17 protein-coding genes and 1 pseudogene are annotated in these 22,549 nt (G+C 46.8%); 7 read left to right on the forward strand and 11 right to left on the reverse strand.

Features of this window, described 5'->3' with window-relative positions:
- Positions 1-32: 32 nt before the first annotated feature.
- Both lplT and aas read right to left on the reverse strand, forming a co-directional pair.
- On the reverse strand, positions 33-1,226 hold the full coding sequence (gene lplT / locus A1WG_RS17150) for a lysophospholipid transporter LplT (RefSeq protein WP_001516994.1): 1,194 nt from the start codon (positions 1,224-1,226) through the stop codon (positions 33-35).
- Positions 1,219-3,378, reverse strand: coding sequence for a bifunctional acyl-ACP--phospholipid O-acyltransferase/long-chain-fatty-acid--ACP ligase (gene aas / locus A1WG_RS17145; RefSeq protein WP_001516995.1), 2,160 nt, complete (start codon positions 3,376-3,378; stop codon positions 1,219-1,221). The genes lplT and aas overlap by 8 nt, the downstream gene beginning before the upstream one ends.
- Positions 3,379-3,965: 587 nt before the next feature.
- On the opposite strand from aas, the gene galR reads away from it, so the two are divergent.
- Positions 3,966-4,997 (forward strand): HTH-type transcriptional regulator GalR, encoded by a 1,032-nt coding sequence (galR, locus tag A1WG_RS17140; protein ID WP_001516996.1) that lies wholly within the window; start codon positions 3,966-3,968, stop codon positions 4,995-4,997.
- 6 nt (positions 4,998-5,003) lie between these two features.
- On the opposite strand, the gene lysA is transcribed toward galR, so the two are convergent.
- Positions 5,004-6,266, reverse strand: a complete 1,263-nt coding sequence (gene lysA, locus A1WG_RS17135) for a diaminopimelate decarboxylase (RefSeq protein WP_001516997.1) — start codon at positions 6,264-6,266, stop codon at positions 5,004-5,006.
- A gap of 121 nt (positions 6,267-6,387) precedes the next feature.
- On the opposite strand from lysA, the gene lysR reads away from it, so the two are divergent.
- On the forward strand, positions 6,388-7,305 hold the full coding sequence (gene lysR / locus A1WG_RS17130; protein WP_001516998.1) for a DNA-binding transcriptional regulator LysR: 918 nt from the start codon (positions 6,388-6,390) through the stop codon (positions 7,303-7,305).
- Positions 7,306-7,309: 4 nt separating this feature from the next.
- Here lysR and ygeA read toward each other — a convergent pair whose 3' ends face one another.
- The 5 genes from ygeA to A1WG_RS17105 all read right to left on the reverse strand — a co-directional run bounded on the left by ygeA (position 7,310) and on the right by A1WG_RS17105 (position 12,963).
- A complete protein-coding gene (gene ygeA, locus A1WG_RS17125) occupies positions 7,310-8,002 on the reverse strand; it encodes an amino acid racemase (RefSeq protein ID WP_001516999.1) in 693 nt (230 codons plus the stop codon).
- Positions 8,003-8,132: 130 nt separating this feature from the next.
- Complete coding sequence (araE, locus tag A1WG_RS17120) at positions 8,133-9,551, reverse strand: arabinose-proton symporter AraE (protein WP_000256427.1); 1,419 nt, start codon at positions 9,549-9,551, stop codon at positions 8,133-8,135.
- Positions 9,552-9,865: 314 nt separating this feature from the next.
- Positions 9,866-10,627, reverse strand: coding sequence for a 2-dehydro-3-deoxy-D-gluconate 5-dehydrogenase KduD (gene kduD, locus A1WG_RS17115; RefSeq protein ID WP_001517000.1), 762 nt, complete (start codon positions 10,625-10,627; stop codon positions 9,866-9,868).
- 29 nt (positions 10,628-10,656) lie between these two features.
- On the reverse strand, positions 10,657-11,493 hold the full coding sequence (kduI, locus tag A1WG_RS17110; RefSeq protein WP_000383241.1) for a 5-dehydro-4-deoxy-D-glucuronate isomerase: 837 nt from the start codon (positions 11,491-11,493) through the stop codon (positions 10,657-10,659).
- A 288-nt stretch (positions 11,494-11,781) separates the two neighbouring features.
- The gene (locus tag A1WG_RS17105; RefSeq protein ID WP_000656046.1) at positions 11,782-12,963 is read right to left on the reverse strand and encodes an acetyl-CoA C-acetyltransferase; all 1,182 of its coding nucleotides are present in this window, start codon (positions 12,961-12,963) and stop codon (positions 11,782-11,784) included.
- A gap of 255 nt (positions 12,964-13,218) precedes the next feature.
- Here A1WG_RS17105 and A1WG_RS17100 point away from each other — a divergent pair, with 255 nt between their 5' ends.
- The 5 genes from A1WG_RS17100 (at position 13,219) to A1WG_RS17085 (ending at position 19,239) form a co-directional block, all read left to right on the forward strand.
- Complete coding sequence (locus tag A1WG_RS17100; protein WP_000036848.1) at positions 13,219-14,448, forward strand: amino acid permease; 1,230 nt, start codon at positions 13,219-13,221, stop codon at positions 14,446-14,448.
- 458 nt (positions 14,449-14,906) lie between these two features.
- Positions 14,907-15,539: a helix-turn-helix transcriptional regulator gene (locus tag A1WG_RS17095; protein ID WP_001517001.1), complete on the forward strand. Its 633-nt coding sequence runs from the start codon at positions 14,907-14,909 to the stop codon at positions 15,537-15,539.
- 344 nt (positions 15,540-15,883) lie between these two features.
- Positions 15,884-16,699: a winged helix-turn-helix domain-containing protein gene (locus A1WG_RS0121465; RefSeq protein WP_010378573.1), complete on the forward strand. Its 816-nt coding sequence runs from the start codon at positions 15,884-15,886 to the stop codon at positions 16,697-16,699.
- The gene (locus A1WG_RS17090; RefSeq protein WP_001517003.1) at positions 16,686-17,168 is read left to right on the forward strand and encodes a hypothetical protein; all 483 of its coding nucleotides are present in this window, start codon (positions 16,686-16,688) and stop codon (positions 17,166-17,168) included. The genes A1WG_RS0121465 and A1WG_RS17090 overlap by 14 nt, the downstream gene beginning before the upstream one ends.
- Before the next feature lie 664 nt (positions 17,169-17,832).
- Positions 17,833-19,239, forward strand: coding sequence for a winged helix-turn-helix domain-containing protein (locus A1WG_RS17085; protein ID WP_001517005.1), 1,407 nt, complete (start codon positions 17,833-17,835; stop codon positions 19,237-19,239).
- Positions 19,240-19,719: 480 nt separating this feature from the next.
- Here the strand turns inward: A1WG_RS17085 and A1WG_RS17080 are convergent.
- The 3 genes and pseudogenes from A1WG_RS17080 to A1WG_RS17070 all read right to left on the reverse strand — a co-directional run bounded on the left by A1WG_RS17080 (position 19,720) and on the right by A1WG_RS17070 (position 22,204).
- Positions 19,720-20,599: pseudogene (locus tag A1WG_RS17080) on the reverse strand (hypothetical protein).
- Between the two features lie 69 nt (positions 20,600-20,668).
- Entirely contained in the window at positions 20,669-21,178 is a 510-nt protein-coding gene (locus tag A1WG_RS17075; RefSeq protein WP_001517008.1) for a hypothetical protein, read from the reverse strand.
- Positions 21,179-21,475: 297 nt separating this feature from the next.
- The gene (locus A1WG_RS17070; RefSeq protein WP_000082601.1) at positions 21,476-22,204 is read right to left on the reverse strand and encodes a Rha family transcriptional regulator; all 729 of its coding nucleotides are present in this window, start codon (positions 22,202-22,204) and stop codon (positions 21,476-21,478) included.
- Positions 22,205-22,549 lie beyond the last annotated feature (345 nt).

Raw genomic sequence — 22,549 nt, forward strand, 5'->3', positions numbered from 1 at the left:
CCAGATGGCTGAATGTGCCATCTGGCAAAAGATTAATGACGGCGTTGCCAGATCCACAGCGCCGTTATTGCCAGCGCAAACAGCGCACCAAAACCAATGCCAATGGGCACAACCGGAATTCCCACCATTACCGCCAGTGAATAAATCCCCAGCATCAGCAACATAGCACTATTTTCGCCCAGGTTCTGTACCGCAATGGCATTCCCCGCCCCGACGCTTTTTTTGCCTCGCTCCTGTAATAACGCATTGAGCGGTACAACAAAAAAACCACCCAACATGCCAATCAACATCAGCAAGGCATAGGCAGGCAGCAGATCGTGTTGTAGGGAGAAAATCAGCACCACCACGCCAATCAAAATTCCAGCAGGCATACAGCGTGAAACGGTTTCCAGCGTAACCAGCTTCGCTGCCGCGCCTGCGCCAACCACGATACCGATCGCCACCATCGCGTTGAGGTAGGTTGGTGTGGCGTTATCAGTAATGCCCAGCGCCACCGGCACCCACAGCACTAAAAGGAAACGCAGCGTGACGCCGGCTCCCCAGAACAAACTAGTGCCTACCAGCGAGAATCTCGTTTCGCCATTGCACCACAGTGAAGTGCAGGCCAGTAGGAAACTACGGGTCATGTTGATGAGATTCCACGACTGTCCCGGACGCGCCGCCACCAGCTTCGGAATGTACAGATTTGCCGCGACCGCGCCAGCATAAGCCAGAGCACAAGCAGCCAGAGCAGCAAGAACATGCCAGTCAGCCAGCACACCACCAGCTACGGAACCGAGCAAAATTGCCGCAATGGTGGAAGCTTCCATTAAACCGTTAGCTTTCACTAACTTGCTGCCGGTGGTTAATTCACCAAGAATGCCGTATTTTGCTGGTGAATAGGCTGCCGCACCAACGCCCACCAGCGTATAACCGAGAAAGGGGTTGAGGCCAAAGCAGATACTGGCAGCACCCAGCAGCTTAAGACCGTTGGCAAACATCATCACCCGACCTTTGGCAAAACTATCGGCAACCTGACCGACAAACGGTGCAAAAAGAATGTAAGCACCTACAAACACCATTTGCAGGATGGGCTGGCTCCACTCCGGATAGAACTGCGCTTTCAGTAACGCCAGAGTGGCAAACAGCAGCGCGTTATCGCCAAACGCAGAGAGAAACTGCGCGACGATAACCGCTTTCATCCCTTTCGACCATAGCGAAGTGTTAGTTTGCACTGACTCACTCATCGTGTTTTTCCGCTTCGTCTACCCAGCTTTTCAACGTGACAAAGTCAGGTTTGCCGCTGCCCAGTAATGGCATCTGCTTCAGATAGCGAATGTCGCGCGGTACGGCAAGTTCCGGCACACCGTGCTCGCGGGCATATTGTTGCAGCTTATCGCGAGTCAATTCATTGTCTGTGGTAAAGAGCACCAACGCCTCGCCTTTGCTGGCATCACTCTTAATGGCGGTGGCATGCATCTTGTCTGGTGAAACACCAATAGCCAGTTGCTCAACCATTTCCAGCGACACCATCTCCCCGGCAATTTTGGCAAAGCGTTTCGCTCGCCCCTGAATCTGCACAAATCCCTGCTCGTCGAAACGCACAATATCGCCAGTGTCATACCAGCCGCGCTCCATCTCGCCGTGGATATTCTCGGCCGCAGGTACTTCCAGCACGCCCGGCTTCTCCACTCGCAGGTAGCCGTTCATAATGTTCGGCCCCTTCAGTTGCAGGCGACCGCCGTCTTCGATACCCGGAACCGCCAGCAGTCGCGCATCCATACCTGGCAAAATACGCCCTACCGTACCGGGTTTCGCCGCCATCGGTACGTTGATGGACACCACCGGAGCACATTCCGTCACGCCGTAACCTTCAAGAATGCGCAGGCCAAATTTATCCTGCCAAAGCTGTTTGGTGCTTTCTTGCAGTTTTTCTGCGCCTGCCACCACATAGCGTAGACGATAGAAATCATACGGGTTGGCAAAGCGCGCGTAGTGACCGAGGAAGGTCGAGGTGCCGAAAAGCACGGTGCAACTGCGGTCGTACACCAGTTCCGGCACAATTCGATAGTGCAACGGGCTTGGATAAAGGAACACTTCCGCCCCAGTCAGCAGTGGCGTAAACAGGCCAACAGTCAGACCAAAAGAGTGGAACAGTGGCAATGCCGACATAAAGCGATCATTGGTGGTGAAGTCGGCAATAGTTTTAATCTGCTCGACATTCGCCAGAATGCTTTTATGGCTATGAACCACGCCTTTCGGATGGCCTTCTGAACCGGAGGTGAACAGGATCAGCGCCTCTTCTTCCGGCTGCTGTTTTACCTGTGCCAGGCGCGGCATCAGCAAATGCGCGAAGATCCACACTTTGTCGGCGGTAGTGACATCCGCTTTTAAATCTTCCAGATAGACCCAGCGTACCTGGGTAAGCTGTTCCGGCAAATGCCAGAGTTTGCCTTTATCGAGAAACTGACGGGAAGTGAAAATGGTTTTGATTTCAGCCGCGGTAATGGCGCTGGTCAGCCCTTTTACCCCGGCGGTGTAGTTCATCATTGCCGGGATACGGCGACGGGCGATAGCACCGAAAATTACTGCTGCGCTAATACCTGCGTTAGGCAGCATTAAGCCGATTCTTTCCCCTTCAGCAGTGTATTTTTCGAGTATACGCCCAACAAACAGTGTCTTAGTGAGTAATTTGCGATAGGTATCCGGGGTGAAGTTGACGTCTTCAACACACTTTTTTCCGGCCCCGAAACGGTACATCGCGCTCAGCAGCGATTCGTACAGCGTTTCACGTGGACGCACGGCCATACGCGCTTCCATCATAATTTGATGCAGCATTTCGCCTGCAATTTTGCGACGATCACGCGCGCGCGGCGCATCTGGCATCTGCACTTGTGTTGGCGGCAAAATATGCAGATGAATTGTCGGGAACAAGCGGCGTTTAACCAGCCCTTTCAGGCGGCTGAAGTGCGTAAGCTCCGCCCCTTCAATACGCAGCGGAACAACCGTCGCGCCTGACTTCGCCGCGACAAACCCCGCGCCATCGTAGATTTTCATCAACGAACCGGTTGTCGTGATTCGCCCTTCAGGGAAAATCACCACCGGGCGGCCCTGTTCCACCAGACGCACCAGATGTTTAATCGCCATGGGTTGCGTCGGATCGAGGGGAACGAAGTCGATAAATGATTTCAGCCAACGCATATACCACTGCTGGCTAATGGAAGTATAAACGGCAAAAACAGGGCGAACGGGTAAAAACAGCGCCAGCAATATGCCATCAATAAATGAGACGTGATTGGGCGTGATAAGAACGCGCTCGCCCTTCAGTGCCTGGGTATCGCCTGTCACGCGAACGCGGTACAGAACACGGCACAAATTACGAAAAAAGCTAAAAAGCATTCCAACTCCCTTTGCTCATTCTTCAGTAATAATGAATGGTGCGAGATTACACCAGAAGGAGAACTCGAGCGACAGTAAAATCGGTATGAAAAAAAACCTGCGCATCCGCGCAGGTTGGTGCAAGAGACAGGGTACGAAGAGCGTACCGAATAATCTCACCAATCAATACCTCTGGGATCTTGATTGTGGTCTGCGCAAAGCATGTTCGCCAGCGAGAAAACGCAAAGGAATGAAGGGAAATGCAACGAGGTGTGTAAATTATCGGTTACTGTTACAGATTGATGTCAGGCGAAAAAAAACCTGCGCATCTGCGCAGGCTGGTGTAATTCATGTGCTCAACCCGAAGTTGACTTCACCTATCAATACCTCTGGGATCACCACTTTAGCAACCTGAAGCCAAACGCCACCAGCGGTCAATCGCAACAGCGTTTCGCAAAGTGTAACCAAAGGTTTGTAATCTCTTTTTTTGTCTTACTTATTCGCGTTTCGCTCACATTCCCCGCGCAGAAAACACCACACCCCTTGAACCAACGGGCGTTTTCCGTAACACTGACAGAATGTAAGCGTTTACCCACAAAGGTATTTTCATGGCGACCATAAAGGATGTAGCCCGACTGGCAGGCGTTTCAGTCGCCACAGTTTCCCGCGTCATTAATAACTCTCCAAAAGCCAGTGAAGCTTCTCGTCTGGCTGTGCATAGCGCGATGGAATCTCTTAGCTATCACCCAAACGCCAACGCCCGGGCGCTGGCACAACAGACAACTGAAACCGTTGGCCTGATCGTTGGCGATGTTTCCGATCCCTTTTTCGGCGCAATGGTGAAAGCGGTCGAACAGGTGGCTTATCACACCGGTAATTTCTTATTGATTGGTAATGGTTACCACAACGAGCAAAAAGAGCGTCAGGCCATTGAGCAGTTGATCCGTCATCGCTGCGCCGCACTGGTTGTCCATGCCAAAATGATCCCGGATGCCGATTTAGCCGCATTGATGAAACAAATGCCAGGCATGGTGCTGATCAACCGGATACTCCCTGGTTTTGAGAACCGTTGTATCGCTCTGGACGATCGTTACGGTGCCTGGCTGGCGACACGTCATTTAATTCAGCAAGGCCATACCCGTATTGGTTACCTTTGCTCTAACCACTCTATTTCTGACGCCGAAGATCGCCTCCTGGGGTATTACGATGCCCTTACTGAAAGCGGTATTCCAGTTAATGACCGGTTAGTAACTTTTGGTGAACCGGATGAAAGTGGCGGCGAACAGGCAATGACTGAACTGCTGGGAAGAGGCCGGAATTTCACCGCGGTGGCCTGTTATAACGACTCAATGGCGGCGGGCGCGATGGGCGTACTCAATGACAATGGGATCGATGTACCGGGCGAGATTTCGTTGATTGGTTTTGATGATGTGCTGGTATCACGCTATGTGCGCCCACGGCTGACCACCGTACGTTACCCCATTGTGACGATGGCAACCCAGGCTGCCGAACTGGCATTAGCGCTGGCGGATAATCGCCCCCTCCCCGAAATCACCAATGTCTTTAGTCCTACGCTGGTACGCCGCCATTCAGTTTCAACGCCGTCGCTGGAGGCAACGCATAACACCGCCAGCGACTAGCGGTGATTAAAGCAACTCTAACGCCAGTAATTCTTCAATGGTCTGGCGGCGGCGAATCAACCGCGCCTGACCATTATCAAACAGAACTTCTGGCAACAGTGGGCGGCTATTGTAGTTTGATGACATTGACGCGCCATATGCCCCCGTATCATGCAGCACCAGATAATCACCCGCCTTCACTTCCGGCAAAGCGCGGGTTTCGACATTTCCCCCCTCCTGCTGGGTAAAAACATCGCCCGATTCACATAACGGCCCGGCGACAACGGTTTCCACCGTTGGTGCCTGTTCAAGAGAACGACCATCAGCCGCCAGGGCGCTAATATGGTGGTAACTGCCGTACATTGCCGGACGCATCAGGTCGTTAAATCCGGCATCAACCAGCACAAAGCGGCGACTGCCCATTTGTTTGACGCTCCGCACCTGAGTAATCAACACGCCAGACTGCGCCACCAGGAAGCGACCCGGTTCAATTTCCAGTTTCACGTGATGCCCCAAATGGCAAGCGATCTGCTCACGCGCGGCATTCCACAGACCATAATAATGTTCAGTATCAACCGACTCCTCTCCCTGCTGATAAGGAACAGAAAGCCCACCACCTGCAGAAATAGCCTGTAAATCCTGACCAAATTCGATGACCTGACGCACCATCGCCCCACACACCTGCTCCAGATGCGCGTAATCAACACCGGAACCAATGTGCATGTGAATGCCGACCAGTTGCAGATGATGACGTTGTATCACTTCCAGTGCGGCGGGAAGATCGGCATACCAGATGCCGTGCTTACTGTTTTCGCCACCGGTATTGGTTTTTTGGCTATGACCGTGACCAAACCCCGGGTTAACGCGCAGCCATACCCGATGCCCTGGCGAAACCTTCCCCAGTTGGTCGAGCATATCGACAGAGCCAGCATTCACTGGAATTTGCAATTCACTGACGCGCTCAAGCGTTGCCTGATCGATAACATCCGCGGTAAAGACGATGTCATCGGGATGCGTTTGCGGATTGTATCCCGCCGCCAGCGCACGCTCGATTTCACCCAACGAGACGGAATCTACTTTCACGCCCTGCTCACGCATTAAGCGCAAAATATGAATATTGGAACAAGCTTTCTGTGCGAAGCGCACCACATCAAACTGTTTCAACGCCGCAATCTGCCGACGAATAATTTGTGCATCGTAGACCCACACCGGGCAGCCAAATTCTGCGGGCAAGCGCAGCAGATTTTCGGCGCTGAGATCGGTATCAGTGCTGAACAGTGAATGTGGCATAACAAACTCCGAATAAGTGCTTTTTTATGATTACGCCACATCATAAAAAGAATAAAAAATATCGATTTATGCCGAGTCTATGCAAAAATGATATGGATTACCGGATTGCGAGAGAAAGTCGATGGCCGCCGTTAACTTACGTCATATTGAAATTTTTCATGCGGTTATGACCGCCGGAAGCCTGACTGAAGCCGCACAACTGCTGCACACCTCACAGCCAACTGTCAGCCGCGAACTGGCACGTTTTGAAAAGGTGATTGGGCTGAAACTGTTTGAGCGCATACGCGGAAGATTACATCCTACCGTGCAAGGACTGCGGCTATTTGAAGAGGTGCAGCGCTCCTGGTACGGGCTGGATCGCATCGTCAGCGCCGCTGAAAGTCTGCGCGAGTTTCGCCAGGGAGAACTTTCAATTGCCTGCCTGCCGGTCTTTTCGCAGTCTTTTTTGCCCCCGCTGCTACAACCTTTTCTGGCCCGTTATCCTGAAGTCAGTTTAAATATCGTGCCGCAGGAATCGCCGCTACTTGAAGAGTGGCTTTCGGCCCAGCGCCATGATTTAGGACTCACCGAAACGCTGCATACGCCTGCGGGTACGGAACGTACCGAATTACTGTCTTTAGATGAAGTCTGTGTTTTACCGCGGGCGCATCCGCTGGCGACAAAAGAGGTATTAACGCCGGAAGATTTTCAGGGTGAGAATTACATCAGCCTTTCCCGTACTGACAGCTATCGCCAGTTGCTGGATCAACTGTTTAATGAACATCAGGTTAAACGCCGCATGATTGTGGAGACCCATAGTGCCGCGTCAGTCTGCGCGATGGTACGGGCGGGAGCGGGCGTTTCGATAGTTAACCCACTCACCGCTCTGGATTATGCAGCAAGCGGATTAGTCGTGCGGCGATTCAGTATTGCGGTTCCCTTCACCGTTAGCCTGATTCGCCCCCTGCACCGCCCGTCTTCAGCACTGGTACAGGCATTTACAGAGCATTTACAAGTCGGTTTACCGAAACTGGTTGCCTCGCTTGACGCTATTTTGTAGTCAGTTACGACAGCATAAAGGCAACCGCATCCTCGGCATGGATCGCTGCAGTATCAAATACGGGAAGAACGCTGCGTTCTTCAGGCACCAGTAAACCAATTTCTGTGCAGCCGAAAATCACGCCCTGCGCGCCCTGTTCTGCGAGGCGAGCAATCACTTGCGCATAATAAGCGCGCGATGCTTCGGTAAATTGCCCCAGACACAGCTCTTCAAAAATAATCTGATTAATTTTCGCCCGTTCATCTGCTTCAGGCACCAGACAATCGATAGAAAATTGCTCCGCCAACCGCCCACGATAAAAATCCTGCTCCATAGTGTAGCGCGTGCCCAGTAGCGCTACGCGCGTCATTCCGGCGCGGCTGATTGCTCGTCCGGTGGCATCCGCAATATGTAAAAAAGGCAGCGAGCAACGGGATTCGATGACATCTGCCACTTTGTGCATCGTATTGGTACATAACACAATGCCCTCTGCACCCGCCCGCTGTAAGCCAATCGCCGCCTCTGCCAGAATCTCCCCGGTTTTATCCCATTCACCACGACGTTGACACTCTTCTATTTCATGAAAATCGACGCTATGTAGCAGCACTTGCGCAGAGTGAAGTCCACCAAGCCGCTGTTTAATGCCTTCATTTATCAGGCGATAGTAAGGGATGGTGGATTCCCAACTCATTCCCCCCAGCAAACCAATTGTTTTCATTCCTCTCTCCTGTCTTGTGAGTTACCGCAGCGAGGCAGAATAAAGGACGTAACGAACGCCTCAACGGCCAGGTGCCCGATCTCTATTAGCGAAAAAAAGGCCGGATGTACAGCACATCCGGCCAGTGAAATCAGACGCCGATATTTCTCAACTTCTCGCCAGACATCAGTTTACGTTCGATATGTTCCAGCGTGACATTCTTGGTTTCAGGAATGAGCCAGAAAGTGATGCCCACAAACGCAATGTTCAATGCGGTGTAGAGCCAGAACGTACCGGCAGCGCCAATGCTGTCGAGCAACGTCAGGAAGGTCGCGCCGATAATCATGTTCGACACCCAGTTGGTGGTGGTCGAGCAAGTAATACCGAAATCGCGACATTTCAGCGGCTGAATTTCGGAGCACAGGATCCACACCACAGGCGCGGCACTCATCGCATAACCGGCAATACACATCATCGTCATGCCAACAGAGAGCCAGGACAAACCACTGGAAGCCGTTCCGTTATCAAACTGCATCAGGCAATAACCCAACACCAGAGTTCCCAACGCCATCACGCTGAAACCAATTTTCAGCGCCGGTTTACGCCCCGCTTTATCGACCGTAAAGACGGCAATAAAGGTGGCGAACATAAAGGTCAACCCCACCACCAGAGTCGCAATCATCTGCTGTTCGGTAGTCGTAAAGCCCGCCATTTTGAAGATACGCGGCGCGTAGTACATGATGATGTTCATACCAGTAAACTGCTGCATCGCCTGCAACAACATACCGAGGAACACGGCACGACGGACGTTACGGTTGATCTTAAACAGCGCCCAACCGCCCTGTTTTAATTTCAGGCTTTCACGTATTTCGTTGAGTTCTTCTCGCGCTTTTTCCGATGTATCGCGCAGCATACGCAGCACTTCTTCCGCCTCAATATGACGCCCTTTCTCCGCCAGCCAGCGCGGACTATTCGGCAGGAAGACCACCAGAATAATCAACAGGACTGCAGGTAAGGCAAGAACACCTAACATTGCGCGCCAGTTACCGCTATAGCTGAAGGCTGTATCGGATAAAAACGCCAGCACAATGCCGAGTGTGACCATCAACTGGTACATACTGATCATCTTGCCACGAACGTTTTCACTCGCCATTTCTGAGAGATAGAGAGGTGCAGTATAAGAGGCGATTCCGACAGCAATCCCCAGCACCACACGGGCGGCAATCAGCATTTCAACGCTGGTCGCAAAAGCCGACCCTATCGAACCGAGCACAAAGAGGATAGCCCCCGCCATCAGACTGTATTTACGCCCCAGGCGGAACGACAGCCAACCGTTAAACAGCGCACCGATTGCTGCGCCAAGCATCATGCTGCTGACCACCCACTCCTGCAAACGACTGGTCAGCACAAAGTGATCGGTGATGAACGGCAACGCTCCGGCAATAACTCCGATATCAAGACCGAATAACAATCCCGCGACCGCAGCAGCTACCGAAACAAACATATTCATACGCCGCGTATCGCGCAGAGGGCGCGGCGTTAAAGCAGATTCCGTATTGATAGTAACCATTTTTTCCTGCCAGCACAGAGTAAGACATAGTGAAAAAATACGTGAACAATTAACTCAGGTGTCAGGTCGGAAACATCATAAATATGGATTAAACTGCTGCTACATACTGTTATGTGATGGACATTACACTTTTAAAATTAAGTGAAATTAATGACATTATAATTAAGCATCTAATTTTAAAGCAGATAAAAATCATAAAGTTTACTAATTGATAATTAATATGGATTATTTCATAACCATGATATGGATTATGCTGATTATCAGAAATAAAAAACCCCGCCGTCAGGCAGGGTCTTAATAGCAAACTGAATAAATTAACGTGCCAGCCAGCCGCCATCCACAGCAACGGTATAACCATTCACATAGTCTGAAGCACTGGAGGCAAGGAATACCACCGGCCCCATCAGATCGCTCGGTAGCCCCCAGCGTCCGGCAGGAATGCGCTCAAGAATTTCCGCACTACGTTGTTCATCAGCCCGCAATTGCTGAGTATTGTTGGTCGCCATGTAACCCGGAGCAATCGCATTAACGTTGATGTTATGTTTTGCCCATTCGTTCGCCATCAGGCGCGTCACGCCCATCACGCCGCTTTTTGATGCGGTATACGAAGGCACACGGATCCCGCCCTGAAATGAAAGCATTGACGCAATATTGATAATCTTGCCGCCGTTGCCCTGAGCGATAAAGTGTTTCGCCGCAGCCTGAGACATGAAGAACACGCTTTTGATATTCAGGTTCATCACATCATCCCAGTCTTTTTCGCTGAACTCGAGGGCATCTTCACGGCGAATCAATCCGGCGTTATTCACCAGGATATCAATATGACCGAACTCTGCTACCGCACGATCCAGCAGTGCTAGGATGCCATCAATCTTACGCAGATCGGCAGTCAGACTTAAAAAGCGACGCCCCAGCGCAGTAACCTGTTCAATAGTCTTTGTTGGCTCAACAATGTTGATGCCGACAATGTCACAACCCGCCTGTGCCAGCCCCAGTGCCATTCCCTGTCCCAGCCCGGTGTCACAACCGGTGACTACCGCAACTTTACCTTCAAGAGAAAATGCATTTAAAATCATAATAATACCTTATTCATTTATACTCGCGACTAGCGCAGATCTTTAACGGCAACGTGGTCCATATCATCAAAGACCTGGTTTTCACCGACCATGCCCCAGATAAAGGTATAAGCTTTGGTTCCTACGCCAGAATGGATAGACCAACTTGGGGAGATCACTGCCTGTTCGTTATGTATCACAATATGACGCGTTTCTTGCGGCTGCCCCATCATGTGGAAAACGCAGGCGTCATCGTCCATGTTGAAATAGAAATAAACTTCCATCCGACGTTCGTGGGTGTGGCACGGCATCGTGTTCCACAGGTTACCCGGTGCCAGCTCCGTCAGCCCCATACTCAACTGGCAGGTTTCCAGCACATCCGGCACAAAATATTTGTTAATCGTGCGGCGGTTGCTGGTGAGGTTATCGCCCAGCGTAACCGGAGACACTTCGGACGGAGTCACTTTTTTGGTGGGATACGTTGTGTGAGCAGGCGCACAGTTGTAGTAAAACTTCGCTGGAGTGGCACTATCGATGCTGGCAAAGACAACCTCTTTTGCACCTTTACCTACATACAAGGCATCGCGGTGACCGATTTCATAGCATTGACCATCGACAGTAATCGTTCCGGCACCGCCAATATTGATAACACCCAGCTCGCGACGCTCAAGGAAGTAGCTCACGCCCAGTTGTTTTCCGACTTCCCCGCCAACGGAAACCGTTTTTGCTACCGGCATAATACCGCCAACAATAATACGGTCAATGTGGCTGTAAACCATGGTGTACTCATCCGCGACGAATACCTTTTCAACCAAAAATTCATTGCGCAGCCCCTGGGTATCCAGCGTTTTCGCGTGCGCACTGTGGATGCTCTGTCTTACGTCCACATCAACCTCCGATAATCAGTGAAGCATGAAATTACAAACGATAGTGAAACATCGTTTCGTTTTCTCTTTAAAGGGATGATATGCCCATGGGATATGGTTTTCAATTAAAAATAAAACATTGTTTCATTTTCTGAAAAAGGATTGAAAAAAGTGTAGTACCGATCACGAATCAGCCAGGTAGAAGGAGAAAAGTCAGGTTTTATATGAAATGTGCATAGCGGTGCCAGCCATCATCATAAAGCAGATTGATGGCGGCAGATGTTTAACGGATAAGGAAGAAATACAGATCTAATCGTCACGCTCAATAGTTAATGCCACCCCCTGACCACCACCAATGCAGAGTGTAGCCAATCCTTTACGAGCGTTGCGTTTCACCATTTCATGAACCAAAGAAACTAAAATGCGGCACCCGGAGGCACCAATCGGGTGGCCCAACGCAATCGCGCCCCCATTGACATTGACCCGGCGTTCATCCCACTCGAGCATCTTGCCAACAGAAAGCGCCTGCGCGGCAAATGCTTCATTAGCCTCAATAAGATCGATATCGGCCAGTTGCCAGCCAACACGCTCCAGGCAACGGCGGGTTGCATACACCGGGGCAATGCCCATCAGTGCAGGATCGACACCAACGCTGGCAAAGGCGCGAATACGTGCGAGCACGGGTAAATTCAACGCTCGCGCTTTGGCTTCGCTCATCATCATTACCGCAGCAGCACCATCATTGATGGATGAGGCATTTCCCGCAGTAACAGAGCCGTGGCTATCAAATGACGGATTTAAACTGGCTAGCCCTTCTGCACTGGCATCAGTACGCGGCTGTTCATCGGTATCAACGATCAATAACTGCCCGTTGCTTTGCGTTCTGACCGGGACGATCTCATCTTTGAATCGTCCGGCGTCAATGGCCGCCCGCGCTTTTTGCTGCGAACTAAGTGCGTAGGCATCTTGTAACTGGCGGCTGATACCATATTCGCGCGCCAGATTTTCGGCGGTGACACCAATATGGTAATCATTGAATGCATCCCACAAGCCGTCATGCACCAGGCTATCAACCAATTGGCTATCGCCAAGCTGTGCTCCGGTGCGGCTATCAGTCAAAACATGCGGCGCGCGACTCATATTTTCCTGGCCACCGGCAATAACAATATCAGCCTCACCACACTGGATCGCCTGAGTGGCGAGATGCAAAGCTTTTAGTCCGGAACCACAAACATCATTAATGGTAATTGCCGAAACGCTGTTGGGAAGACCACCTTTAATCGCTGATTGCCGTGCTGGATTCTGCCCTGCCCCGGCGGTCAGAACCTGTCCCAGAATCACCTCATCTACCGCATGTGCTGCAACACCAGTGCGATCTAATAATGCTTTCACGACCAGGCTGCCTAATTCCACGGCGGAATGGCCTGCCAATGCTCCACGAAAGCAACCGATAGGTGTTCGTAACGCCCCGACAATCACAACGTCTTTCATCACAACCTCGCACCAATTAACCGCGTAATAGTAAATGATTGTTAACAACAATTATCTTAAATGTTTAAAAATAGTGATTTTTATCACAAAGGAAATTCGTCGGAATGAGGGATGGAGATACCAGGCTGGCACGCAAGGTTTGCATCTACTAACACACCAATCCACGGTTGATATAGCGTTAATCTCCCATGTCTGGCCTGGTTTATGGTAAATTGCCCTCCATTTTGTTTAATTTGTAGATGATACGTTCAAATAATGTCTAAGATTTGGTCAAAAGAAGAAACTCTCTGGAGCTTCGCACTCTACGGCACTGCCGTTGGCGCAGGCACACTCTTCCTCCCTATTCAGTTAGGTTCAGCGGGAGCGGTGGTCCTGTTTATTACTGCACTGGTCGCCTGGCCTTTAACATATTGGCCACATAAGGCCTTGTGCCAGTTCATCCTTTCTTCAAAAACATCAGCAGGCGAAGGGATCACTGGCGCGGTAACTCACTACTATGGCAAGAAGATTGGTAATCTGATTACCACTCTGTACTTCATTGCTTTTTTTGTCGTCGTGTTGATATATGCAGTGGCAATCACCAACTCACTCACTGAACAACTGGCGAAGCATATGGCCATTGATCTACGCATCCGTATGCTGGTGAGTCTTGGTGTTGTGTTGATCCTGAATCTCATTTTTCTGATGGGACGCCATGCCACAATTCGGGTAATGGGATTTTTGGTTTTCCCGCTGATTGCCTACTTTTTATTTCTTTCCATCTACCTGGTCGGTAGCTGGCAGCCTTCTTTATTAACAACCCAGGTAGAGTTCAATCAGAATACCCTTCACCAGATATGGATATCGATTCCCGTGATGGTTTTCGCCTTTAGCCATACACCGATTATTTCTACGTTTGCCATCGACAGACGTGAAAAATACGGCGAACACGCTATGGATAAATGCAAAAAAATTATGAAGGTCGCTTATCTCATCATCTGCGTGAGCGTGCTATTCTTTGTCTTTAGCTGCCTGTTATCAATTCCACCTTCATATATTGAAACGGCAAAAGAGGAAGGCGTCACCATTTTATCGGCACTGTCTATGTTGCCAAATGCCCCTGCATGGTTGTCAATTTCTGGGATTATTGTCGCGGTAGTTGCAATGTCTAAATCATTTTTAGGCACCTACTTTGGCGTTATTGAAGGTGCGACGGAATTAGTCAAAACAACGTTACAGCAGGTAGGGGTTAAAAAAAGCCGTGCATTTAACCGCGCACTGTCAATTATGTTGGTATCACTGATTACTTTCATCGTCTGCTGCATCAACCCTAACGCAATTTCGATGATCTACGCAATCAGCGGTCCGCTCATTGCCATGATTCTTTTTATCATGCCTACACTGTCTACGTACCTCATCCCTGCGCTTAAACCCTGGCGTTCCATCGGAAATCTAATTACGTTGATCGTGGGTATTTTGTGCGTTTCGGTAATGTTCTTTAGTTAATCTCTGAGGTGAATGGTTCAAAATAGTCATAATTTTGAACCATTCCAATTCTTACAATGCCTGCCCACCATTAATCCTCCCTCTGACTATTCATAGCATAAACAAGCATTATCAAGCTGTTATCATCAGTAAAAATCTGAACATCTTAAATAAGACTATTTAAGATGCTTCACTTAGATTTACAAGATATCTTCTGGTTATTCGAAAACAATTTGCAGTATAGATATTCCTAATGCATTAGGTAGTTATCTGATTTGCAATAAAGCCAATATGGTTAACCAAGTGAAATCAAACCATATTTAAAACTTAACGACGTATTCTTAAATAGTTTATTGAGAATAATATCAAATACAGATTAAACGCAAATTTCTATTAAAAGCTTATTAAATCAGAGTGTATTGACATCATCAATAACCAATGAAATTATGCGATTATCTATGAATAGGGAGGTTATTAACATGAGACTTTGTAGTAGATATAAAAGTCTTACATGCAATAGTTGCTCAATGCATTGTCAAATAATGCCAGAAAAGTCACCACGTTTGCAGTATTGTGCAAACGCATGCTTTTGTATGTGGCCCGAAGATAGTTCGTATTTTAATCGTGGTGTGGTTGAAGGCATATTAAGTAAAAACCATAACGCACGATTAAGCGGATACATTTTTGTAGATTTTTCAGTAAGTTTTTTACGTCTTTTTTTAGATAAAGACTGGATTGACTATCTTACGAGTACTGATATGGGAATTGTATTGGTAAGCGACAGGAATATGCAATCTCTTGCTAATTACTGGAGAAAACATAACCCAGCAATATCAGCCATTATATATAATGATGATGGACTGGATGTTGCTAACGAAAAGATCAGACAGTTGTTTATCGGTCGTTATCTGTCGTTTACCAGAGGCAATACGTTAACTCAAATGGAGTTCACCATAATGGGGCATATGGTCTCTGGCTATAATCCATATCAGATTGCAGAAACACTCAACATGGATATCCGTAGCATCTACGCCTACAAGCAAAGAATTGAAAAAAGGATGGGTGGTAAAATTAACGAATTGTTTATACGTTCAAACTCAGTTCAGCATTGAAACGTAACTATCAATAATCATAATTATTGTATATACGGGCATTTATAAAGATGCCCGTATTTTATATCACGCACTTTTAACGCCATTTGTTAAATATTTAGTTTAATCATGTAAGTTTTGTGTGTTATCTCAAAAGATGAAGAGACATCATGAGAGAAAAATCATAAAAACGTCGTTACAACTGTTAAATTTGTTAATATATATAGAATTTTAAGTTACATTAACATATTGCAATCATGATTATCGGAATGAATATAAAATTAATATATATTTATTAGATAAATACTAATATACTTATCAAACTATTTAATTTCAATTTTCTTGATGCCGTATTTTATTGACGTATGTACTGGATTATTAACAATAATATTGAGTTCTGGCCGGAACACAGGAAATTAATTTCGGTACATGACGCCGAGCTGAACGTCGTTCTGACAACGCCAGCAAGCAGGTGTTTATCGTTGCTACTTGAAGCTTTTCCAGATGTGGTCGCCCAACAAGATTTTTTCTCCAGAGTCTGGGAAGAAGAAGGTATGCGTGTACCGGTCAACACGTTATACCAAAACATATCGATTATAAGACGCGGATTTCGTGCGGTTGGTGAGACTACGCATTCGCTTATTGCAACCGTGCCGAGAAAAGGGTTCAAGATCAATAATGATATAAACATAGGAAGTCATACCCTCCCCTCTTCAGTAGATGTTCAAAAGAACAATTCTCCTCACAGTCTGAACGTTACAGATGAGCTTAGAGACATAAATGTTGCTCCAGATAATCATGTCAGGAACATACTCTGGCGCTCTAAATTTTATTTACCAATGTTAAGTGCGTTTGGTGTAGGTTTGCTTACCGCATTTTTACTATGGAATAATAGTCAACCCAGATCATTTTTCAAAGATTACAGAACTGTTGCACAAATAAATGGTTGTCATTTTAATGTTGCAGAAGATAGCATCGATGGTTTGAAAGATTTCGATAAATATAAGAACCGTATATTAGGGTCAGGAATTGACTGTAAAAAATATCCGTGGCTATATTTTTCACTCTCCAGGTCGTCTCCGGGTTTGATTGTTATGGCATGCAAAAAAAACTACAGTAATAACGAAGTTGCCGGCTGTTTAACTCTGTCTTATCGTGAGGTTAATCGTGACTCGCTGTAAAAAAGTCCTGCTTATTGTTTTATGCTTTATCAGTGGGTTTATTTTATTCATTGCCTATCATTATTCTAAAGAACAAATCGCATATAATGAAAAATGTACGGCTAATTGGGTTATCTTTAATGACCAGGGACAAGCCAATCTTACTCTTGATTTTATGTATAATAAAAACCAAAAGACTGGAACAGTTGCACTGAGTGGCACATGGAAACAAAACACAAAGGTTTATAAAGCAATTCGACGAGATATTGAATATACATGGAGTGAAAATTATAATACTTTGCATCTCATCTCCAACAAAATAAACAAATTTGATATTATTGATCAAGTTGAGGATGATAAACTTGCACTACTCCTTCCTGATTTTTATGTCTTTTCAGGAAAAATAATAAGCTATAATATACAAAAACAACGTAATCATGGATTTCTTTTTAATATTAGTAATAGAGCAATTATGTACTGTGCAAGATAATATAATATCATTATAGAAACAAAAATGTTAAAAACAACCATTTGAATATTATTGGTACTGAAACACGCCATAATTTTTTGAAATTTATAATTCTGTACATCTAAACTCTTATACATAACTCCCTCGCGCTATAAAAACACCAATAGTACATCCCTCCCCCGCATGACAATTACTTTACATAATATTTTTGTCAGAAAACATCAAAAGCACTCTTTGGCGAAGATGCTACATTATAAAAACAGATGATTTAACGGTGCAAAAAGCAAGCGCATATGATTATCTTAACCTATTATATCAAAAACAATAGTTAGCTAATGAATAGAAGTGTTACTCATATTGTTTCTACAAACAGATTGTATCTCGATATATAGATTACCTTTTAGTATTTTATCTTTCTTAAATGAAATTAATGCTCAGTTAAGAAATGAAACACCCAGTTTTTATCTATGTATTTCAATTAGTTATACACATACATGATTAACATGCATTACTTAAGAATATTTCAGATTACATTCAAAGCAATTCTGGATAAATTAATGCCAACAGTCATGGGAATTTTGTATATACAAAGTCATATACAGTTTAATGAAATATATATGAGTATCAGTCATATCTATTACTCATGCAGGACGCAAATAGCCATAAAATTCACAGAGGTTAGCTAATGGATTTAGAAATTAAATTTTCATATCATTTCCCTGATGGGATAATACTGACAGAAGATGGTATTCTTACTAAAGGGAATGAGCAATCTTACATTCCCCCCAAAGAGCTAGGTGTATTATTTGTATTGCTTGAATCTGCTGGCAATGTTGTATCAAAAGATATGATCATCGAATCCGTGTGGAAAAATGTAATTGTAAGTGATGAGTCCCTTACACGTTGTATATATTCATTAAGATGTATTTTTGAACAAATTGGTTATACCCGTTGTATAGAAACCATATATAGAAAAGGTTACCGATTCAGTGGACAAGTATTCAAAATAAAAGGAAATCAATATAATGAAGCAGGAAGCACTATTGCTTTATTCCCATTTACAACGTCTCACAGCCACCAGGATCCATTAACACTTAATCAAGAGCTTATACAGTTCATTTCAAATAAAAAAAACGATAACCTATATATATACCCAATGGCTGCAACCCAGTATTGTATAGATAATAAATCCCAAACAGCTTTTCTGGCCAGATTCAAACCAGATTATTTTATAACAGGAAGGATTAACCAACATGACACATCAAACAGCTTATATGTTGAGGTGATCGATGCAAAAAGTTTTTATCTTGTTGCCAGCACTCATCTTCAGGCTGATGATATACAAAAAATATCACAATTTATAATAAGTAACTTGTATATGGTCATGAAGGATCCTGAAACTGCACCAGGATTGATTAGCCAAAACGAATCATCTAATGAGCATGTTTTATCCAAAGAAATGTCTGCTGGGAAAAATGCACTAAATGAGTTCACACCAGAAAGCATTGTCAAAGCAATAACTATATTTGAAAACCTGATAAAAAAATACAATGCTCAGTTATTAATAAATGAATGCTATTGTCTGTTAGCTGAATGCCATATGTCTCTAGCTCTTCATGGTATATATGAACATAAACATGCTACTCAAAAGGCATTAGAATTTATAGATAAGGTATCAGATAAAGCTATTTTTGATGGTAAGATATTAGGAATTATGGGGCTGATAACTGGTCTTTCCGGACAAGCAACAACATCACGTATTTTTTTTGATCATGCACAAATAAAAATATTAGATGTCGCTTCCCTATACTACTATAAGTCACTGGTAAACATATATAATGAAAGAATTGAGGATGCAATCTCTTGTATAGAACAATCACTGTTACTTGAACCAAAAATACATAAAACTGCGATAATAAAAAAATCCATTGATGCATATGTCTCTACAATGCAGAATAAAAAAAGCGTACTCTCTTATCACTGCACTGAGAAAGAACACCATTTAGCTATTATTAACAACATCCAAAAACTAAGGCAATTGACAAATTATAACAATACTATCGATTTTAATAATCAATATGCGGTAGCTTGATGCATTATAAAGAAATAATATATGAGGGCGTAAAAAAACTGGAGCGGGCGAAGGGAGCCTAAGACAAATCGAAGACAACCAGCTAACCTCTTGTTTCTTAAAGACTGATGAATCCAGTTGGTTGTAGTGATAGTCACACATTTAGCGATAGACGGTCAAGACTTGAAGCACGTAATATTCCCTCTAAAGGAATAGAACTCACGGTCTGACTACCCGGCCCTTTTGGTCTGACTCAGGGTCGGGCTATGGGGACTTTTGGCTCGCTCTTTATATTAGATGAGGTCTCACATTTTTCAGTCAAAACTCATCGTCTAATAGCCCATAGCCAGACCACCAGTCCCAGCTTTAGCAGGAAGACCACGAGATAGACTTTGTGTAGGTCCATTTGGTCCTCCTCCCTTCTACATTCACGAACTAGATTACTAGTACAAAATAAAGGCCAGACATCCAGTTCGGAAGTCTGACCAATAGTCGTTATTGTTAGTTAGCTTCTTTAGTGAAGCTCAGGCGTTTGACTACAGGCAGGACAGCAGTAGCCGAGCCAGTACCCATCTTGATGGTCGTAGCAGCTTCAGCTACAACAAACACCTTGCCGAGAATCTCAAGGTCGTGAGACTGGGAGTCACCATCACGTGAAAGGACCACAGTAATGTGGTCGCCATCGTGACGGAAGCAACCGAAGCTCAGAGCCGTAAAACGCTTAGCCATCATGAACACGCCACGGTCTTCACCGTTGTAATAGGCGATGTCAGCCCCCAGCATATCGACGATAGCGTCTTCACCACCAAAACCTTGCTTAGCAGCCAGACGGGAGAGAGCCTTGAGGTGTGACTCATGGGCGATAATGCCGTAGTCAGAAACCTCAGAACCGAAAGAAGGCTCGGTGTTCTCATACAGCGCGTCCATGATAGTGTCTGCCTTAGCTGTCAGGCTACCAGTCAGGACCGGAAGCTCTACAGTCTTCAACAGCTTGGAGGATTCCAGTACATCGACCATGCGACTATTGATGGTACGGACCACGTTATCGCAGATGTTCAGAGCGTCCTGCTGGAGCGTCCCCAGAGTGAAACCAGTGGAAGACTTAGCGTCCCAAAGCTTTGTCTGGTGAGACACGAGGATAGCCTGTTCAATCGGCTCAACGGTGATTTCAGTGCCAGACGGAGCGGTCACAACTTCAGGTCGCTTACCACCACGGACAGGGACCAGCACAGAGCGGTCAGCCAGAGTGTGAGCAATGATTGGAGTCGGTAAGCTGTTACGGGTCGGCGTTAGTCGGCAGACCTTCATTGACCTGAATGTTGTCGGTGTCGGTGATGCGTACTGGCTCAATGCCGAACTGGAAAGCGTCTTTAATCGTCATAATAATCAATCTCCTAAATTAGTTTGGATACTGTGGGTCCCGACATCGGGTCAGGACCACTTGTGTGTCTTACAGGCTGTCCATCCAGTTGTCCGTGGACTCAATGTCAGCGACCATAGAAGCACGGGAGCGACCAGCGGAATGGGTAGCACTGCGGAGGTTCTCACCGTAGGTCCGGCGGTCAGCTTTGACCTGTTCGCGACGCTGTAGCTCTTTTTGCCATTCGTCTTCAGTCATGAACATCTCGCGGGTACGCTCAGCCTGAAGCCGCCGCTCTTTAGCGATTCGCTCAGCCTCAGCTCGTTTGTTCATCTGGCGGCGTTGGTAGGCGGTCATCAGGTCATTACTGAAGAAGTTGCCAATAGCTACACCAGCTTCAGCCAGAGCTTCCAGTAACTCCATTGCCTCGCGGCTGGTAGACGGCAGGCCTGACAGGTAGCCCGGAATGAGGGTCTTGATAGCGAGGGACAGCGGATAGGACTGACCGTCCAGACTCACAGTATTGTCGTAGAGATTGATGTCGGTGACTGATAGTTTCCAGTCTTGGTTATTGAATAACGCACTAGCTTTGCTAGACATGTAATTACTCCTCTTGAGTCTGAGACTATCGGTCGACCACAGGCGTGTTTAGTCCTGCGGCGTCTCCCCGCATCGGTCATCTCAAAAGGTTTAAAATTAGGTATTGAGTAGGTGAGCTACTAACGGTTAGGCGACAGTTTCATAGCGACCAGTTGGGCTATTAGCTCGTCTCGTGATTGGTGCTGGCGGGTCCCATCTTCCGGGTCTAGACCAAGCTCCTTCAGGATGACCTCAGTCCGGTAGCCACGGTAACGGAGAGTCATGCGCCCCTCAGGTGTGCGCGGGTCAATCATCATCTTAGATTCCCTCCACCTTACCGGATTGTGCCAGCTTCAGGAGGTGCTCTTGCTTCTGCTGGTCGGTGCCAGTGAATGCAATAAGGATGCCTCGCATCTTGTCAACCATCTCAGGCTTACCGAAGACCTCCAGCCCCTTAGCGTTGAACCGGAAGTTATACCCACCTGCTGAGAACTTCTGGTCTGACGGCTTAATGATACGAAAGCAGTCGGAATACTTCGGATTTACAGACCACTCGTTACTGATTGGGTTCTTACGAAAGAGGCCACGATGCTGGAGAAGTGCGGTCATTAGCTTCTGAGCGGGCAGACCATAGGTTTTGCAGTAGTCGCCCCAAGTCACGCCTCGGCGGTTAGCGGACTGAATGGCTGCTCGCTTCTTCTGGTCTTCCAGTTGAAGGACTCGACGCTCTAACGTCTGAATATGGTCGTAACACTTGGCGCGGAGGTGAACGGAATAGCCAGCGACCAGAATGAAAGTATGCTTACGGTCGAGACGATACAGCGGCTGCTGTTTCCCCTGCGCGTTTAGATAGACATCTTCAGTCACCCCGATATGACTGCTCAGTTTTGAGCACTGCTCAGTTTTGAGCGCGTTAAGCTCCTCAGCCATATTGCGAATATCACGCAGGACATTTCGGTGCTCCTTGCCTGTCAGCTCAGCAATTTCAACTGAGGTCATGGAGACAAGCTGGTCGAGGTTAATGACGCTGATTTCTTGTTGGGACATTTACGTGTACTCCTTTTGTTTGCACCCTGAAGTCGCACCCCCACTGACCTACTCAAGCCCCCACGTAAAGGGAGACCAGCAGGCAACAGGACGCAAACAGAATGACTTGAGGTAATTGGGGTTAGTGGTCTGCGATGACCATAGAGATGAAGGTTCGACAGCATGTCCGAGCGTGTGTGGTGATAGACTTAAGTCACGAGACCAAAGAACACACAGGCTGACCAGAGGCTGTCTTGCCTTAGGCTGGTGGCTAGCTTGCTAGCGTGGACCACGGTTTCTCGCTTGCCGTCTCTCAGGAGGTCAGAGGCGAGGTATGGTCCCTATAGTGATAGTTTAGTCAAACAG

The organism is Escherichia sp. KTE96 (genome assembly GCF_000408525.1).
Lineage (GTDB): Bacteria > Pseudomonadota > Gammaproteobacteria > Enterobacterales > Enterobacteriaceae > Escherichia > Escherichia marmotae.

Coding starts and splice junctions, on each gene's coding strand:
- lplT (WP_001516994.1), bottom strand. CDS start 1,226: ATGAGTGAGTCAGTGCAAACTAACACTTCGCTATGGTCGAAAGGGATG.
- aas (WP_001516995.1), bottom strand. CDS start 3,378: ATGCTTTTTAGCTTTTTTCGTAATTTGTGCCGTGTTCTGTACCGCGTT.
- galR (WP_001516996.1), top strand. CDS start 3,966: ATGGCGACCATAAAGGATGTAGCCCGACTGGCAGGCGTTTCAGTCGCC.
- lysA (WP_001516997.1), bottom strand. CDS start 6,266: ATGCCACATTCACTGTTCAGCACTGATACCGATCTCAGCGCCGAAAAT.
- lysR (WP_001516998.1), top strand. CDS start 6,388: ATGGCCGCCGTTAACTTACGTCATATTGAAATTTTTCATGCGGTTATG.
- ygeA (WP_001516999.1), bottom strand. CDS start 8,002: ATGAAAACAATTGGTTTGCTGGGGGGAATGAGTTGGGAATCCACCATC.
- araE (WP_000256427.1), bottom strand. CDS start 9,551: ATGGTTACTATCAATACGGAATCTGCTTTAACGCCGCGCCCTCTGCGC.
- kduD (WP_001517000.1), bottom strand. CDS start 10,627: ATGATTTTAAATGCATTTTCTCTTGAAGGTAAAGTTGCGGTAGTCACC.
- A1WG_RS17105 (WP_000656046.1), bottom strand. CDS start 12,963: ATGAAAGACGTTGTGATTGTCGGGGCGTTACGAACACCTATCGGTTGC.
- A1WG_RS17100 (WP_000036848.1), top strand. CDS start 13,219: ATGTCTAAGATTTGGTCAAAAGAAGAAACTCTCTGGAGCTTCGCACTC.
- A1WG_RS17095 (WP_001517001.1), top strand. CDS start 14,907: ATGAGACTTTGTAGTAGATATAAAAGTCTTACATGCAATAGTTGCTCA.
- A1WG_RS0121465 (WP_010378573.1), top strand. CDS start 15,884: ATGTACTGGATTATTAACAATAATATTGAGTTCTGGCCGGAACACAGG.
- A1WG_RS17085 (WP_001517005.1), top strand. CDS start 17,833: ATGGATTTAGAAATTAAATTTTCATATCATTTCCCTGATGGGATAATA.
- A1WG_RS17075 (WP_001517008.1), bottom strand. CDS start 21,178: ATGTCTAGCAAAGCTAGTGCGTTATTCAATAACCAAGACTGGAAACTA.
- A1WG_RS17070 (WP_000082601.1), bottom strand. CDS start 22,204: ATGTCCCAACAAGAAATCAGCGTCATTAACCTCGACCAGCTTGTCTCC.